At 41.9% G+C, this 15,224-nt stretch carries 19 protein-coding genes and 1 tRNA gene; 10 read left to right on the top strand and 10 right to left on the bottom strand.

The annotated features are described in order from the left end of the window. From PCORN_RS13010 to PCORN_RS12980, 7 genes are all read left to right on the top strand, one after another. Positions 1-377, top strand: a 377-nt coding sequence (locus tag PCORN_RS13010; protein ID WP_338151779.1) for a BlaI/MecI/CopY family transcriptional regulator, incomplete at its 5' end; no start/stop codon positions are given. A 6-nt stretch (positions 378-383) separates the two neighbouring features. After that, entirely contained in the window at positions 384-2,330 is a 1,947-nt protein-coding gene (locus tag PCORN_RS17495) for a M56 family metallopeptidase (RefSeq protein WP_051999467.1), read from the top strand. 145 nt (positions 2,331-2,475) lie between these two features. Next, on the top strand, positions 2,476-3,189 hold the full coding sequence (locus tag PCORN_RS13000) for a DUF975 family protein (protein ID WP_036081378.1): 714 nt from the start codon (positions 2,476-2,478) through the stop codon (positions 3,187-3,189). A gap of 15 nt (positions 3,190-3,204) precedes the next feature. Then, entirely contained in the window at positions 3,205-3,558 is a 354-nt protein-coding gene (locus PCORN_RS12995; RefSeq protein WP_051999466.1) for an iron chaperone, read from the top strand. 172 nt (positions 3,559-3,730) lie between these two features. Beyond that, positions 3,731-4,954, top strand: coding sequence for a glycosyl hydrolase family 28-related protein (locus tag PCORN_RS12990; RefSeq protein ID WP_036081375.1), 1,224 nt, complete (start codon positions 3,731-3,733; stop codon positions 4,952-4,954). Continuing rightward, positions 4,944-5,540: an immunoglobulin-like domain-containing protein gene (locus tag PCORN_RS12985; protein ID WP_036081372.1), complete on the top strand. Its 597-nt coding sequence runs from the start codon at positions 4,944-4,946 to the stop codon at positions 5,538-5,540. Before PCORN_RS12990 ends, PCORN_RS12985 begins: the two co-directional genes overlap by 11 nt. A gap of 17 nt (positions 5,541-5,557) precedes the next feature. After that, positions 5,558-5,914 carry an MmcQ/YjbR family DNA-binding protein gene (locus tag PCORN_RS12980; protein ID WP_051999469.1) on the top strand — a complete coding sequence of 119 codons (357 nt, stop codon included), beginning with the start codon at positions 5,558-5,560 and terminating at the stop codon, positions 5,912-5,914. 47 nt (positions 5,915-5,961) lie between these two features. Here the strand turns inward: PCORN_RS12980 and PCORN_RS19430 are convergent, their stop codons facing one another. Next, on the bottom strand, positions 5,962-6,120 hold the full coding sequence (locus tag PCORN_RS19430) for a hypothetical protein (RefSeq protein ID WP_159102592.1): 159 nt from the start codon (positions 6,118-6,120) through the stop codon (positions 5,962-5,964). Next, on the bottom strand, positions 6,092-6,538 hold the full coding sequence (locus PCORN_RS12975) for a lipoprotein BA_5634 family protein (protein ID WP_036081369.1): 447 nt from the start codon (positions 6,536-6,538) through the stop codon (positions 6,092-6,094). Before PCORN_RS12975 ends, PCORN_RS19430 begins: the two co-directional genes overlap by 29 nt. 281 nt (positions 6,539-6,819) lie before the next feature. Between PCORN_RS12975 and PCORN_RS12970 the strand changes: the two genes are divergently transcribed. After that, on the top strand, positions 6,820-8,109 hold the full coding sequence (locus PCORN_RS12970; RefSeq protein ID WP_036081366.1) for an adenylosuccinate synthase: 1,290 nt from the start codon (positions 6,820-6,822) through the stop codon (positions 8,107-8,109). Between the two features lie 157 nt (positions 8,110-8,266). Here PCORN_RS12970 and PCORN_RS12965 read toward each other — a convergent pair whose 3' ends face one another. Continuing rightward, positions 8,267-8,770 carry a GNAT family N-acetyltransferase gene (locus PCORN_RS12965; RefSeq protein WP_036081362.1) on the bottom strand — a complete coding sequence of 168 codons (504 nt, stop codon included), beginning with the start codon at positions 8,768-8,770 and terminating at the stop codon, positions 8,267-8,269. A gap of 208 nt (positions 8,771-8,978) precedes the next feature. Here PCORN_RS12965 and PCORN_RS12960 point away from each other — a divergent pair, with 208 nt between their 5' ends. Together PCORN_RS12960 and PCORN_RS12955 are read left to right on the top strand one after the other, a co-directional pair. Continuing rightward, a complete protein-coding gene (locus PCORN_RS12960; RefSeq protein WP_036081359.1) occupies positions 8,979-10,778 on the top strand; it encodes a glycoside hydrolase family 2 protein in 1,800 nt (599 codons plus the stop codon). 117 nt (positions 10,779-10,895) lie between these two features. Next, positions 10,896-10,968: transfer RNA gene (locus PCORN_RS12955), tRNA-Lys, on the top strand. 66 nt (positions 10,969-11,034) lie between these two features. Here the strand turns inward: PCORN_RS12955 and PCORN_RS12950 are convergent. The 7 genes from PCORN_RS12950 to PCORN_RS12920 form a co-directional block, all read right to left on the bottom strand. After that, positions 11,035-11,286: a hypothetical protein gene (locus PCORN_RS12950; protein WP_036081355.1), complete on the bottom strand. Its 252-nt coding sequence runs from the start codon at positions 11,284-11,286 to the stop codon at positions 11,035-11,037. Positions 11,287-11,570: 284 nt separating this feature from the next. Then, positions 11,571-12,194 (bottom strand): hypothetical protein, encoded by a 624-nt coding sequence (locus PCORN_RS12945; RefSeq protein WP_036081352.1) that lies wholly within the window; start codon positions 12,192-12,194, stop codon positions 11,571-11,573. A gap of 261 nt (positions 12,195-12,455) precedes the next feature. Further along, positions 12,456-12,830 carry a hypothetical protein gene (locus tag PCORN_RS12940; RefSeq protein WP_051999465.1) on the bottom strand — a complete coding sequence of 125 codons (375 nt, stop codon included), beginning with the start codon at positions 12,828-12,830 and terminating at the stop codon, positions 12,456-12,458. Between the two features lie 51 nt (positions 12,831-12,881). Next, a complete protein-coding gene (locus PCORN_RS19700) occupies positions 12,882-14,195 on the bottom strand; it encodes a T7SS effector LXG polymorphic toxin (protein WP_051999464.1) in 1,314 nt (437 codons plus the stop codon). Beyond that, the gene (locus PCORN_RS12930) at positions 14,192-14,560 is read right to left on the bottom strand and encodes a DUF3958 family protein (protein ID WP_036081350.1); all 369 of its coding nucleotides are present in this window, start codon (positions 14,558-14,560) and stop codon (positions 14,192-14,194) included. Before PCORN_RS12930 ends, PCORN_RS19700 begins: the two co-directional genes overlap by 4 nt. Position 14,561: 1 nt before the next feature. After that, positions 14,562-14,846: a DUF3130 family protein gene (locus PCORN_RS12925; RefSeq protein ID WP_036081347.1), complete on the bottom strand. Its 285-nt coding sequence runs from the start codon at positions 14,844-14,846 to the stop codon at positions 14,562-14,564. Positions 14,847-14,924: 78 nt separating this feature from the next. Further along, positions 14,925-15,191 carry a hypothetical protein gene (locus PCORN_RS12920; RefSeq protein ID WP_036081344.1) on the bottom strand — a complete coding sequence of 89 codons (267 nt, stop codon included), beginning with the start codon at positions 15,189-15,191 and terminating at the stop codon, positions 14,925-14,927. Positions 15,192-15,224 lie beyond the last annotated feature (33 nt).

Raw genomic sequence — 15,224 nt, 5'->3', positions numbered from 1 at the left:
GGGGTGATAATATGAAACGTTTACCGGATGCAGAGTTTGAAATTATGAAGGCTGTTTGGAAAAGCTCGCCGCCAGTTTCGACGAATGAAATCATCGCGGTGTTGGACGGTGATAAACGCTGGAAACCGCAGACCGTTCTTACTTTATTAGTGCGCTTAATTGAGCGGGACTTTTTAGAAAGTGAGAAAGTTGGGCGGGAAAGGGTGTATACGCCAATCGTTACCGAGGAGATGTATCTTCAATCGGAGACGGAACAGTTCATGGATAAGCATTACAATAATTCGCTGGTTGGGCTCGTTAATACGCTGTATAAGGGCGGCGATGTGTCGAATGAAGACATTGACGAACTAAAAGACTGGCTTTCAAAAAGGAGTTGATAAGATGTGGGGCAAATAATGTATGACTTACTAGAAGCATCGATCACGATGGCGATTATTATCGTGCTGGTCATGTTGTTTCATCACTTTTTCGGGAAAAAATACTCGGCAAAATGGCGATATTATATTTGGTTCGTTGTGTTACTTGGATTGTTATTGCCGTTTCGTTTGGAGTTCGAAGCAGCGTTGATTGAGGCACCGATTATAGCACAAACGGGTGTAAGTGAACCGCCTGCTACGACGGGGAATTTGAATGAAGTAGTTGGTGTGAACACGGTGAATACGGCCGCGACGCCGGTTGTGGAAACTTTTTGGACATTACCGATGATTTTATTTAGCATTTGGTTTGCTGGATTTATTGCTTTCTTGGGCTACAATGTATGGAAGCACTATCGTTTTTTACGAATGGTGAAAAGGTGGACAACGCCAGTTACGGATGCATCGATTTTAGCGTTATTTGAGCAAGAGAAACACAATGTGGGGATAGCTTCAAAACATATCGAGATACATAGGTGTCGATTTGAAATTAGCCCGATGTTGATTGGATTCCGGAAGCCGACGATTTTGCTACCGGAAAAACCAATTGATGAGGAAGAAATGGCCTTGATTTTGCGCCATGAATTAGTGCATTTTAAGCGCAAGGATTTGTGGGTGAATGCGGCGCTTTTGATGGCAACGGCGATTCACTGGTTTAACCCGTTTGTATACGTGATGGGTCGAGCATTCCAGAACGATTGTGAGGAATCCTGCGATGAAACGTTGCTAACAGGCGAAGATTTAGAGAAAAGAAGGACGTATGGTGAAGCTATTATTGGCTTAATCAGAAATAAAGATGTAAAACGAACAGCACTATCAACTAATTTTTATGGAGGGAAAAAGACATTGAAAAATAGACTAACATCAATCATGGATACAAGTAAGAAAAAAGTAGGAGTAGCGGTACTTTGTTGCGCGGCAACGGCTGCAGCGATTTTCCTATCGGGAAGCATTTTTATGAATCAAGGCGGCGAAAAAGCGGAGGCATCGGCTGAAATTACGGCTAAGCGCGCGCAAGAAATTGCTTTGGCGGAAACGGGCGGCGGAACTGTTGTGAAATACAGCTTGGATTATGAGAACGGTAAGAAAATGTATGATATTAAAATCGTGAACGGCAATACAGAATACGAAATGGACATCAGCGCGACGGATGCTAAGATTTACAGTTTTGAGAAAAAGGCAATTAAGGCTACAGCAGCAACGAAAACACCAGCTTCGACTAAATTAAAAGTGACGCCAGCTAACGAAATCACGGTGGCAAAAGCGAAACAAATCGCGCTAGCTAAAACAGGTGGCGGAACGGTGACGCGTGCTAATGTGGACTATGAAAATGGCAAGAAAGTCTATGATATCCAAATCGTGAACGGAGGCGCGAAGTATGAAATGGACGTTGGCGCGACGGATTCGAAAATATATAGCTATGAAAAAGAAACTGTGAGAGCTAATTCAACAACGCCAAGCAAAAATACACAAAGCAACACAACGAAACCAGCGCAAAATACAACGCCAAAAACGAATACAGGAACAACAAATAAAGCAGCGACAAATAAAACAACAACGACTGAAATTTCATCAGCAAGAGCACAACAAATCGCGCTAGGTAAAACTGGTGGCGGAAAAGTTGTACAATCATATGTAGATTACGAGAATGGCCGTAAAGTGTATGATATTAAAATCGTGAATGGTAACACGGAGTACGACTTGGAGATTGGCGCGGCGGATTCTGTTGTGTACGGTTTCGAGAAGGAAACGATTAATAGAGCGGCTACAAGTACGAAACCAAATACAAATACAACTACGAAATCTGCTGGAACTGTCTACAACGACAATGATGATGACGACGACCGTTATGACAATGACAACGATGACAGATATGATAACGATTCGGACGACGATGATCGCTACGATAACGACTAAAAATTAGAAATAGGAACCGTCTTATCACTTTCTTTGGAAGGGATGAGGCGGTTTTTCCAATATTTGTTGGAATGAAGGGATATTTTACGTTATAATAGTGGTAACTGTTGGCATCAGCAAAATGACATGAAAAAGGGGATACATAATGAAAAAGATAGCAAAGCAGCGTTTAAAGGGAGTTTATTTTTATTCGGTTATTGTTTGGTTGGTGTATATGTTTGTGAGTGATCAGAGCGGTACTTATAAAGTTGAGTTTAAGGAATTTAATTTGTATTCACCGACTATCAGTGATTTGATACCAGATACGATGGTATGGGGGACAGTTTTGTGGTTATTCTTTGTTTTTGTAGTGTTACCATTGACTGCTGCCACAGAATGGTTTTTCTTGAGGATTGGGGATGGGCAAAAAGCGAGATGGCACGAAATATTAGAGGTATTCACGAAACGGAATTATATTCGCTATTTTTTAGCTAGTTCAGTAATCTTCATTTTTATTTTCTTGTGGACGATGCTCTTAGTGGTACCAGGGATAATAAAGGCGTTCAGTTATTCGCAAACCATCCGATTGATGCGAGATAATCCAGATTTGGGTGTAATGGAGGCGGTTAACCTGAGCCGAGAGCGAATGAATGGGCGTAAGTCGGAACTGTTTTTCTTGCAGTTGAGCTTTGTTGTATGGTTTATCATTCCAGTTGGGTTGATGGTGACGGCTGTTGTTACTCATAATATGATGCTTGGAACAGTTGCGGATATTATTATTTTTATCACACTTATGCTTATCGGTCCTTACTTCCAGACGACGAATGCGGTGTTTTATGTGGAGGAGATCAGAGAGCAACAGGAGCCATTGAAACAATAATTTGGAGGGATTGGAATGGTTGATACGGTGGAGGAATACGTGGCGGAATTGGAAATGGATGAGCAGCGGAAATGGACGATGACGTTTGTTTCGTTTATGCGTGAAAATTATCCGGATTTTGAGGAGAAAATTTCGTATCAGATTCCGACATTCAAATTTGGAAAGCAGTATATCGCGTTTTCGAATGCCAAAACGCATTTTTCGGTGCATACGCTGGATTTTGAATTGGTTTTGGAGATGAAGGAGCGCTTACCGCGTGCGAAATTTGGTAAAGGATGCGTGAAAGTGAAGTTTGAGGATGATGACGCGATTCCGGAACTTTTCAAATTTTGTCGGGAAATTGTTGTTCGAAATCAAATAGGATTGTAAGTGGAAATCGCCCAAGTTGAATGATGACTTAGGCGATTTTTTGGCGTCTAGACACACTTTTGATATACATGGTGATGGCAATACTAGATTTTTTGAGATTAGATATTTAGTTTTGTGGTATATTTTAAACGGGAACATTAGTTCTTGAAAATAGAACGGGGGCGATTTTGAGATGTATGATGATACGATTTTAGATGGGGCAGTTGTGAATGTGAAAGATGTTTTATTTGGTGCAAAAGGAGATGGGGTGACGGATGATACGGTGGCGATTCAAGCTGCGATTGATGCGTTGTTTGCGTCGCCGATTGGTCCGGATTCTACTGTTGCGATGGAAGGTGGCATTGTGTTTTTCCCGCCTGGTGAGTATGTGATTACGAAGCCGATTCATCTGGTAAATACGGGGGTTAAGTTGATGGGCGCATCTCCGGTTTCATCCACGATTGTACCGCGAGGCGAGTTGGTGACGGATGCGGGTGGTGTGAAAAAGATATTGTTTGACGGGAAAGAAGAGGGAAATGCTGCGATTGAGATTAAGTATATTAACAAAGAGGGCAAGCGGACGTTTATGCGGAATATGAATATTCAAAATCTTGGTTTTGATATGGGCAATGTGAACAAGACGACGATGATTCGCGTGATTCGGCCGTATGATTTGTGCCATTTTGAGAATTTGATGTTTGTGAATATTCGCGGGACGGCGATTGCTTGTATTAGTGAATATCCAGATAATATGCAACCGGAGCCAAAAGGATTGGGGCAGGGCATTATTTTTCGGGATATTCATATTGATAATAGTGCCACGGTGCTCGATAGTTTGAAAAATGGGCAGTATGTGACGTTTAATAAGCTGCTGGATCGGGGGCGACCGCAAGATGCGACGCTACCGGCGATTTATTTGGAGAATGTGAATGAAAGTTATATGGACAATGTGAAAGTGAATGCGACGGGTGTGGAGGTTGATTTGGCTGGGAATGTGGTGCGTGATACGGCGAATCAGACAGCGGTTTCTTACGCTCCAAGGTCGGCAGTTTTGATGGAAGGTTGCCAAGGCATGAATATTCATATGTCGTCGTTTAACCAACTGAGCAAGCCGGCGATTGATATCCGGCGTGGGACGATGGGGAAACAGGGCGCGTCGATTTATCATTTTATCGGTGGAAATACGTTTGAGGAGATTTCGGATGCAGCGATTAGAGTGGATGGAGATGCTGTCGCGGCTGGCGCTGGTAAGAATGCCAGCAATATTATTGTGGAGGAGAACCGGATTCTTGGCAAAAAGCAACCGGAATACGTGTACGTGCTTGATAATTGCGATTTAGTTACGATTCATGGTCGCGCCAGTGTGAAAGTCGGGGGGAAATGCACTGAATACGACGATTTATGCGATGGATATTAACAAACCGGATGCGTCGAACCCGATTTTGGGGCAACGAAAAATACTTGATGAAGGGCAGCGGACGTTGATTATTGGGCGGGAATATCGATTTGATGATTATACGCAAACGCTCGCTATCAATTCTGTCGTGAAGCCAGCTGGTGCCATTTTACCAGTGCAAAAAATGGCGGATTTGGAGCGTGCTTCGGTGAATAATGTTGGGAAAGTGGCATTCGTGAGGGAAGGAACGGGTGCGGCGGAGCAGGATAATTTGATGTATGTCAAAAAATGCTTGGATGGGACGCATCAATGGGCGCGCGTTCAAAGTCAGATTGTGTACACGGAAACGGTGACGCCTGTGAAATATAAACTGAGCGCTTCGTATATCACAGGAACTTACACGGGGAATGTGAAAAAACTGCGCGTGACGGCAACGAATAGCGCGGGGACTGTTATTAATAAGCAGGGTGGCGAATTTTTGGCGGATGGGACATTTCGTTTCTACTATAAAACAGTGTTGAATAATATCAACTATGATGTTACACTTCAAGTACTTGGAGCGAACGACGAGATTATTTACAAGACGGGGCTCGAATTAGAAGCGTAAGGAGAGATGCGAAAGTGATGAAATATCCGACGATTCACGAGGCAGCGCTTAGTCTGAAAGGCGCGACACACGACTACAAAGAAGAATGGGGTGCCGACCGCTTTTTTATAGGTGAAAAAATGTTTGCGATGCTCGGGACGAACAAAGAAGGCCGCGATATTCTCACGGTAAAAGTGGAGCCGAATCAGGGTGAGATTTTGCGATCAGAGAACACCGCGATTATCCCAGGCTATTACATGAATAAGTCACACTGGGTATCGGTATTGTTGGATGAAGAGAACAATGCAGAATTCCTAGCAAAACTATTGGCGCATGGCTACGAACAAGTCTTGCGAAAACTCCCGAAATACCGTCAAAAAGAGATAGAAGGCTAAGAAAAAGAGATTATCGCTACATTTTGCGGCGATAATCTCTTTTTGCATTATGATTTTAGATCAGCGAGTTGTGCCCGATCGATGTCTTTAAAATTAGCTAAGTAATCCGATGCATCTTTTTTCATTATCACGGTCGCAACGCTTTTCGATTTGGCGTCGATGCTGCCCCATAAAGCATCAGGAACAATCACGATTTTTTTTCGCATAAGTTCGTGCATCGCCGAGTGTGATATTGCCGCCGTATGTGACTGGTTGCTCTTTATCGCCAACCGAGATTTTCGTCGCGTCACCTTTTGCCAACAAAAGGAGTTTCCCGTTTGTAGCAGGTAGCTCTTTCAATTCCTCTGTTTTATCGGAATCGACCACTTTCGTGAAAGCTTGTTGTTTTTGCATTTTTTTCGCATCAGATTCCTTTAAGAAAACCGTCAAATTATCGCCTTCACCGTCTTGTTTTCCCTCATAAATAGTAGATGATTTTACATTTTCCTTATTACTAGCAATCGCGTTCGTTACCTGATCTTGACTTCCGTATACAATCAAGCCCTCTGCTTTGTCAAAAATACAGCCAGACAAGACTAGTAAAAGCCCGCCCAGGACAGTTCCTATAAGTAAAATTTTCTTCATGTTATTCCCAACTCCTAAAATAGATTGAGCATTTCTCTTAGCTCTTAAATCTATCTTACCGAACTTCCAGGCAAGATTCCTGCGATTTACGTGACAAGATATGTAGTTTTTCTTACGTTTTTGTGGGAGGGTTGTCATTTTGCGTATAGACGAACGATTTTTGCATTCCTTTTCGAAAACGTTCGATAATTCATTGACTATTGCCAGGACAAACGGTACAATTAGGAGTGGAAAAAGCTTGCGAAACCGAGCTTAAAAGACCAATTAAATGAGGTGTTTAGATGTCTTCAGTTGTTGTTGTAGGAACACAGTGGGGCGATGAAGGAAAAGGGAAGATTACGGATTTTCTTTCCGAGAATGCGGAGGCTATCGCGCGTTACCAAGGCGGTAATAACGCAGGCCATACGATCAAATTTGATGGAGAAACGTACAAATTGCACTTAATTCCATCGGGTATTTTTTACAAAGAGAAGATTAGTGTTATCGGTAACGGGATGGTTGTTGATCCGAAAGCGCTTGTGACAGAGCTAAATTATTTGCACGAAAAAGGCGTAAGTACGGAGAATCTGCGTATTTCGAACCGCGCGCACGTCATTTTGCCGTATCACATTCGCATTGACGAAGCGGATGAAGTACGTAAAGGTGCTAACAAAATCGGTACAACTAAAAAAGGGATCGGCCCAGCGTACATGGATAAAGCCGCTCGTGTCGGTATTCGTATCGTGGACCTTTTGGACAAAGAGACTTTCAAAGAGAAATTAGAGCATAACTTACAAGAGAAAAACCGTTTATTGGAGCGTTTCTATGAGTTGGAAGGCTTTAAAATAGAGGATATTTTAGAAGAGTATTACGAATATGGTCAGCAATTTAAGCAATATGTTTGCGATACATCAGTTGTGTTGAATGAGGCGCTGGACGATGGCAAACGGGTTCTTTTTGAGGGTGCGCAAGGGGTTATGTTGGATATTGACCAAGGTACATATCCATTCGTAACGTCGAGTAATCCGATTGCTGGTGGTGTGACAATTGGTAGCGGTGTTGGCCCATCTAAAATTAACCACGTTGTCGGCGTTGCAAAAGCCTATACGACGCGTGTTGGTGATGGCCCGTTCCCGACAGAGCTTGATAATGAGATTGGCGATAATATTCGTGAAGTTGGTCGTGAATATGGAACGACGACTGGCCGTCCGCGCCGTGTTGGTTGGTTCGACAGTGTTGTTGTCCGCCACGCCCGCCGTGTGAGTGGTTTGACGGATCTTTCCTTGACGCTTTTGGACGTGTTGACAGGCATTAAGAAATTGCAAGTCTGTGTCGCGTATGAGTTGGATGGCAAGATTATTGAAGAATTCCCAGCGAGTTTGAAAGAATTAGCTCGTTGTAAGCCGGTATACGAAGAGTTGGACGGTTGGGAAGAGGACATTACGAATGTGAAGTCGTTGGATGATTTACCAGCGAATGCGCGTCATTACATGGAGCGAATTGCCCAATTGACCGGCGTTCAGGTTTCGATGTTCTCGGTAGGACCCGATCGTTCGCAGACACATGTTGTGAAAAGTGTGTGGCGATTATAAAGCTGAAACGGCCCGTTCAGCTCCGAAAAAAACTGGAGCGGCCGCAGTAAAAAGCCGCTCTTGCTTTTTATGGAGGGCGTGAAGTTTTCGAGGAGTTGGCCGTTGGAAGCTGGATTTCGAAGACACAGAAACAGGAAGAGAAGTTAGGTGTGAATTCCTAGCTTCTCTTTTTTATCGTGTACATAATCTCGTTTCCGTCCGCAAAATTTGGATTTAGCGTGAAATTGAGTTTTTTAAGGAGCTGGATGGAGCGTTGATTTTCTTTTTGCGTTACGCCGTCGATTTGTTGGAGTACCGTGAAACCATAGTCGAGTACGGGTTTTAAAGCTTCGCGCATGTAGCCTGAACCCTGAAATGTCGGCAATAATTCGTAGCCTAAATCCGCGCGTGTCTGTTCTTCTGAAAAATTCCAGAGGCAAGCGGTTCCGATGAGTTCGGAGGTTTCTTGTAGTGTGATGGCCCAGAAAATCCAGGTTTTGCGGTCAATTCCTGTGTTTATTTTATCGATAAATGCGGCGGATTCTGCCAGGTTTTGCTGTAACGGGCGGTCTTGAAAAGCGGCAACTTCTGGATTTGATCGCAGGGCAAAAATAGCATTGGAATCGGCGGGGATTAGTTGTCTTAGTTTGAGTCGTGGCGTTTGGATGATTGGGAATGTCATGGGATTAGCCTCCTTGGGTTGTTTGTTCGATCATAGAACATTTCTTTGTGAAAAGCAATGCGTTTATAGTTTACGTTTGAGTTAATCTAGTTTTTATTTGTTTGACATGATGGTTACCTATTGTATATAATGCAAGTAAGATGGCTTTTTAGTTTGATTAACTTTAGAGTTTATTGTAAGCGTTTTATATGAGGAGGAGCGATGCGAAATGTTGAGAGAAGAATATCCGCGACCGCAATTTGTAAGGGAAAACTGGATGAATTTGAATGGGGAATGGGAATTTGCTTTTGATGACGGGGACGTTGGGTTGCGTGAGGGCTGGTTTCGTGGCGATGTGACGTTTGCGAAAAGGATTGTCGTGCCATTTGCGTATCAGACGGAGCTTAGTGGGATTGATGACCAGGCGCACCACGAGATTGTTTGGTATAAGCGGGAGTTTGAGCTTGACGGGGATTTGGACGTTGGCAAGGAAGTGAAGCTGCATTTTGGTGCGGTGGATTATTCGGCGAGCATTTTTGTGAACGGGCAGAAGGTCGGCGAGCATGATGGCGGGCATACTTCGTTTACGCTGGACATTACGCCGTTTGTGACTGGTGGGGAGGCTGTGACGCTAGTTGTGCGGGTATTTGATCCGCAAAAAGATGAGACGATTCCGCGTGGGAAGCAGAGTTGGACGCCGGAACCGGACGCGATTTGGTATACGAACACGACGGGAATTTGGCAGACGGTTTGGCTGGAAATTGTGGACGCGCTACATATTGAAAAGCTGCGCATGACGCCGAATGTGGACACCGGTATGGTGGAACTCGATTTGAATTTTGCGGACGGCGTTGTTGGTAAGCGCTTACGATATGCGATTCATTTCGGAGAGACGCTGGTTGCTGAAGATGCGGTGACGTTGACGCAAAACCATATGCAGCGCGACGTGGCGATTTATCAAAAACAGATTTTCCGCTCGCCGAACCATAATGACGGCTGGAATTGGACACCAGAAAACCCGAACCTTTTTCAGATTGAATTTTGCCTAGAGGACGATTCGGCGGTGTATGATGAGGTTTTGTCGTATTTTGGAATGCGCAAGGTGCACACAGAGGCCGGCATGGTTTATTTAAACAACCGCCCCTACTATCAAAAATTGGTGCTGGATCAGGGCTACTGGCGTGACGGTTTGCTGACGGCGCCGTCTGATGAGGCATTGCGTTACGATATCGAGCTCGCCAAGGAAATGGGATTCAATGGTTGCCGCAAACATCAGAAAGTTGAAGATCCACGTTTCCTATATTGGGCAGATACGCTGGGCTACCTCGTTTGGGGCGAATGCGCGGCGGCACCAGTTTATACAGAAGACGCTGCGACCCGACTGACTCGCGAATGGTTAGAAATTATCGAGCGCGATTACAATCATCCGAGCATTGTGACGTGGGTGCCAATCAACGAAAGCTGGGGCGTGCCAGGCATTCACAACAACCGCGAACAACAACATCACACCCAAGCGATGTATCATCTCATTCATTCGCTCGACAAAACTCGTCCAGTAATCTCCAATGACGGCTGGGAAATGACCGAAACCGATATTTGCGCGGTGCATAATTATTCACACGGCCGCGAAGACGAACCTCAAAAGTACGCCGATTTTAGCCGGATGATTCACGACAAAGAAGCCATTTTGAAATCTCAATCCACCTTACGCGCCATTTATGCCGCAGGATTCGAGCACCAAGGCGCGCCAATTTTGCTAACAGAATTCGGTGGAATAGGCTTTCAAACCGGCGACCAGACAGGCTGGGGCTACACATCCGTGAAAAACGCCGAAGAATTCGTCGCCGATTACAGCCGCGTCATGCAAGCCGTTTACAGCTCAAATGCCCTACACGGCTACTGCTACACCCAACTGACCGACGTAGAAATCGAAATCAACGGCCTGCTAACATACGACCGCAAGCCAAAATGCGAATTAAAGCGGATACGAGAGATAAATGACCAGTATTTCGATCAGATTGTAGAATAGACCACAAACAAGAAGGGCCTCCCAGCAACGAGGCCCTTCCTATCTATGTGTGAAATGTTTGCCAAGCCAGAGCGAAAGTGCTAGAATAAGTCTTGTCGGTAAAAACATTTATCGCACGGGTTGTTAGCTCAGTTGGTAGAGCAGCTGACTCTTAATCAGCGGGTCGTGGGTTCGATCCCCTCACAACCCATTTTAGAGCCTCAACGGTTTATGACTGTTGGGGTTTTTATTTTGCCTTGAAAGTAAGATCATTGTTTTAGGATTCAATCGTAGTTCGTTCAACAAAATAGCCATTGTCTTTAATAGCCATTCTAGCCAAGCGTCTTCCAGCTCGCTTAAAGAAAAATTCATCTGGATAAAATTCTGAAACAATAGGCTCCTGCTGGCTAATCATGCCGTTATCCTTGTTATATTCAATAATGCCTGATATTTTTTCATCAGGACCATATTTATAGGCGACTTTTTCCTCATTTTCGTACTCTTTTGTCATGATAATGAAAACAGCCATTGTGTCACTCCTAATTTACAAATCCCCCGACTGTATAAAACCCTAACATTTTATCTTCTAGTGTTTGCTCTCTTCTTCCAGAAATGTTAATAAGTGCTTGAACTACAGATGGGTTAGTAATTTTTTTATCAATAATCTCATGCATCGTGTTGTAAAGTACGATGGCATTTGCCTGTGCTAAGATAGTTTTCTAAATCGTCTAGCTCGTATTGACCATTATTAATATTTTCGACTAATGTCATAGTGTTCTCCTCATTTTATTCATAAAAAAGGCTGAAGCTAGGCTATTTTTTTAGATATATTCGTTTTAGTAACTCTACTTGATTGGATGAAAGGTTATAGTTAATTAATTGTGGATAGATAACCTCTTTAAATCTCTTTAGAATAAAGCTGAAATTATAGACTACAATAAATGCACTAGGTAATTGCCTATCTTCTGATATAATGGCAATGTCACCAGTTGGACTAAGATAGTAAATATCATAACAAGCGTTTTCTCTAAGTTTTAAATTTATACAATTAACCTTGTCTTCAAAAAATGAGTAATAATCACTACCTATTTCGTTCTCTATATACTTATCAGCTGCCTCTAAATCAGATTTTAAAGCCCTGAGTTCTCCACGTACATCAGTGCTTGCGTCTATTGAACTGAATTCCCGCGAAACAGAAACAAAGAGAGCCAATTTAGCTAATGTTTCATTAGAAAATTTCTTGATTAGAAATTCTTGGACTCGTTGTACTCTATAAAGAATCCAATCTGAGTTAAAATTTTTTAATCTTACAGCTGAATCTTGATCTATAGAGTCAGTATCTCTATTTTTAGCATATACAGTTATTATTTCGTGGTCTAGATTGTGTGTTACTATGACACTTATGCTTTTATCTTTTCTTAATTCATCAATTATCATTGTGATTCCCTACTTTTAATAGATATGAATTATATAAAATTTCTTCGATAAATGCGTTTAGTACATGATTTTCTATTATTGTGATATTACATTCCATTAACAGGTCTATCAAATTAAGTCGCAGTTGCACTCCCTTTACCTGAAAATCTATACCAATTCTATACATAGAATAATTGGCGATATCATTGTGAAGTGTTAGGGCTCTGAATTCATTTTTTCATGACTATAAAACTGTAATCATTTTCACTCTCAGAGCTAACATTAGCCAAAATCAATAGTCATTCTATCAATTTCTAGCTCTACATATTCTCCAAAGAGAAACTGATAATCTTCTAGAAGTTCATCTTTAATATTAAAGCCAACATTCAGAATACCATCAGATGATAGAAAACCTTTCAGTAAGTACCTAGCGTTTTCTAGTTTTACGAGTTCAGTTATTTTTTCATCATCTAATTGTGCTTTTACATCCAAACTATCTATAACAAAAAAACTAAGCTCTACTGGATAGGATTCGCCACGTGATATTTTAATAGGGCAGTAACCGATAAAGCAAGTTAGCTCAACATCGTTTATTTTAACAATAATTTCTTCTTCAATATCAGCGTTAAAGCTTATAATAGTTGCATTCAGTAACATTAGTAAATCATCTCCTATTTAACTGGATTAATTTCAGGAACATTGACACCATTAAGCATTTTCCAGAAGCTTTTTTTGGCTTTCAACATGGTAAGTGGTTATTTCTCCAAGGTTGTTAGTGCCGACAAACTCAAATTTTGCATAGCTTTTGATAGGGACACCACTGGAATTAGTTAAGCTACTATTTTTCATGAATTTGACATAGCCAGTACGTATCTCTTGCTTATAATTATACTCGACTTTAATACCAGTTTTCATAACATTTTGAGCTCCAATTAGGTAATCTTCAGAGGTGACATAAGCATTTCCAAATTCAGCTTTATGTTTATTGAAGTGGGAAATTAATTTATCTGAACTAGCAAACTTTGCACTTATTATCTCATTAGGAGAAAATCTTGTTGCGAACCTAGCTAACCCAAGTATAGGAGCTCCGTATTGCGCTAGTACAGTTGCTCCATCTAATAACCGCTGTCCGTCACTAATATGCTTCCCTGATACTGCATCCACGCCATAAACAGCGCGATAAAACGAGCCTACACCCAGTACTTCGCGGAAAACTGTCTCACTCTGCCAATAAATCATTTGTTGATTCACAAAATCGAGTGTAGCCTCGGTACTCATTTTACCATCAATCGTGATGAAACCAGCACTGTTTCCTTTTGGAACGTTTGGTGTTAGTCCAATTTCTTCAATCTCTCTTATCTTATCATCGATCTCTTGCTGGCTCGCATACATTTTAGTGAGCTGGCTGAATGTCGCAGGATTCAATTTTTCGAGATGATACATACCTGTTTTGCCGTCAAACTTAAGATTTTGCTGAATGTTATCGAGTGCCTGCTTAATATAATGCGCTAGTTCTCCAACTTCATAAAAGAAATTCCCGTGACTCTGTTCGAAATCCATAAATTTGTTCAGAATATCTTCTTTTTTATGTGCTTCGAAAATTTGTGTGGCTAAATAATTTAGCTCTGATGCGTGTCCAGTTCCATTAATAGCCGTTAATTGTGACGTAACGCTTTCTAGACGATTTTCGAAACCTGTTATTTTTTGATTTAGGTCATGAATACCATCCACATCAAGCCTAGAATTGGGGGAAGAATCTACTTGAGAGTGGAAATCAGTAATATATTTCTGCATCTTGCTTTCACTTAAATCGAGTGCTTGCTTGATGGATGCGCATAGTGGGAAATAGGCACCCGCGTAGTATTCTTTCGAGCTAGCGATAGTGTCTCCGCTAATCGATGTATCATTGATATAAGCGATAACAGCTTGTTTTACGGCATTTACATATTGTTTCAATTCCTGATTAGATGCGCGCAATTGCTGTGAAAAATGCGTGACTTCGGCAATATCGATGCGAGTCATAAAATCAGCTCCCTATGTAACAGTTTCCGTTCATCTTCCATTTGAGATAAGCTGGATTGAATGGTTTTCTGCTCCTGTTGTAGCTGTTCCCGCGTGCTTTCGATATGCTTGCGTAATTTTCTCCAGCTTTCATGCGCTGTATCTTCCGCATCGTAAGCCACACTTCTGCCGTGATTTCCGCGCCATATATCATGGGCTTGAGCAATAAGGTTTTCTTTCTCACGTTCGATGTGCCGAAGCTCGGTTTCTGTGTCTTCTAGCTGAATTTGCCGTTGTTTTATAGCGTATAACTGGTCTTCTTGTTGCTCCGTCTTCCGCTTTAATTGTTGCAATGCCTGATGAATTTGCTCGCTCCTCGGTTCCATCTTAGCGCACCTCCAGTTGCATTTTCTGACCGACTTCTCGATCATTGGCGGCATAGGCTTCCCCAATTTGTTTGATGCGAATAGCGTCTTCCTGCACCACTTTTCCAAATAAATCGACATAGTTCACCAAATCATGTAAAGCTTCCTGACAATTAGTCATAGAATTGCACTGGGTGTAAGACATGGTGTTGTTTTTCTTTGTATGGCGGGTGATTCCCGAGACACTATCTCCAAGTTCCGCAGCGTGATTCATCATTTTTTCTCTATTTACTTTTATTTGCGTCATATCCCTATTCTCCCGTCTAAAGTTAGTCTATAAATCCATTATAAAGGAAAATAATTGAATTGTCGCCATAAAATAAGGTTATTGGGGATTTTTGGAGAATAATATCCCTTCTTTAAAAGCAGTAGCATAGATACGCATAAAAGCTTCTGTCTCGTATTTAAATAATTCATCAAGATATTTTAGCTCATTATCATTATTTAACTTTTGTTCAAGCACATCCCTTATATGAAATTGTCGTTCTTGTAATGCCTTAAATTCAATACTAGAATTTTCTTCGGATAAAAAATGTTCCACACGGCTGTGACAAAATAATGAAAAATCGTTATTAAATGATTTTGACAGCATAAATTTTCCTCCTTTTTCAAAAGTTGCTCAATC

Origin of the sequence: Listeria cornellensis FSL F6-0969 (assembly GCF_000525855.1) — a bacterium.
GTDB classification, from domain to species: domain Bacteria; phylum Bacillota; class Bacilli; order Lactobacillales; family Listeriaceae; genus Listeria_A; species Listeria_A cornellensis.
This window is presented reverse-complemented; position numbering and strand designations above follow the sequence as displayed.

Excerpts from the sequence above, each read along its gene's own strand:
- PCORN_RS13000 (WP_036081378.1), top strand. The coding sequence starts at position 2,476 with ATGAAAAAGATAGCAAAGCAGCGTTTAAAGGGAGTTTATTTTTATTCG.
- PCORN_RS12995 (WP_051999466.1), top strand. The coding sequence starts at position 3,205 with ATGGTTGATACGGTGGAGGAATACGTGGCGGAATTGGAAATGGATGAG.
- PCORN_RS12990 (WP_036081375.1), top strand. The coding sequence starts at position 3,731 with ATGTATGATGATACGATTTTAGATGGGGCAGTTGTGAATGTGAAAGAT.
- PCORN_RS12985 (WP_036081372.1), top strand. The coding sequence starts at position 4,944 with ATGGATATTAACAAACCGGATGCGTCGAACCCGATTTTGGGGCAACGA.
- PCORN_RS12980 (WP_051999469.1), top strand. The coding sequence starts at position 5,558 with ATGAAATATCCGACGATTCACGAGGCAGCGCTTAGTCTGAAAGGCGCG.
- PCORN_RS19430 (WP_159102592.1), bottom strand. The coding sequence starts at position 6,120 with ATGCGAAAAAAAATCGTGATTGTTCCTGATGCTTTATGGGGCAGCATC.
- PCORN_RS12975 (WP_036081369.1), bottom strand. The coding sequence starts at position 6,538 with ATGAAGAAAATTTTACTTATAGGAACTGTCCTGGGCGGGCTTTTACTA.
- PCORN_RS12970 (WP_036081366.1), top strand. The coding sequence starts at position 6,820 with ATGTCTTCAGTTGTTGTTGTAGGAACACAGTGGGGCGATGAAGGAAAA.
- PCORN_RS12965 (WP_036081362.1), bottom strand. The coding sequence starts at position 8,770 with ATGACATTCCCAATCATCCAAACGCCACGACTCAAACTAAGACAACTA.
- PCORN_RS12960 (WP_036081359.1), top strand. The coding sequence starts at position 8,979 with ATGTTGAGAGAAGAATATCCGCGACCGCAATTTGTAAGGGAAAACTGG.
- PCORN_RS12950 (WP_036081355.1), bottom strand. The coding sequence starts at position 11,286 with ATGGCTGTTTTCATTATCATGACAAAAGAGTACGAAAATGAGGAAAAA.
- PCORN_RS12945 (WP_036081352.1), bottom strand. The coding sequence starts at position 12,194 with ATGATAATTGATGAATTAAGAAAAGATAAAAGCATAAGTGTCATAGTA.
- PCORN_RS12940 (WP_051999465.1), bottom strand. The coding sequence starts at position 12,830 with ATGTTACTGAATGCAACTATTATAAGCTTTAACGCTGATATTGAAGAA.
- PCORN_RS19700 (WP_051999464.1), bottom strand. The coding sequence starts at position 14,195 with ATGACTCGCATCGATATTGCCGAAGTCACGCATTTTTCACAGCAATTG.
- PCORN_RS12930 (WP_036081350.1), bottom strand. The coding sequence starts at position 14,560 with ATGGAACCGAGGAGCGAGCAAATTCATCAGGCATTGCAACAATTAAAG.
- PCORN_RS12925 (WP_036081347.1), bottom strand. The coding sequence starts at position 14,846 with ATGACGCAAATAAAAGTAAATAGAGAAAAAATGATGAATCACGCTGCG.
- PCORN_RS12920 (WP_036081344.1), bottom strand. The coding sequence starts at position 15,191 with ATGCTGTCAAAATCATTTAATAACGATTTTTCATTATTTTGTCACAGC.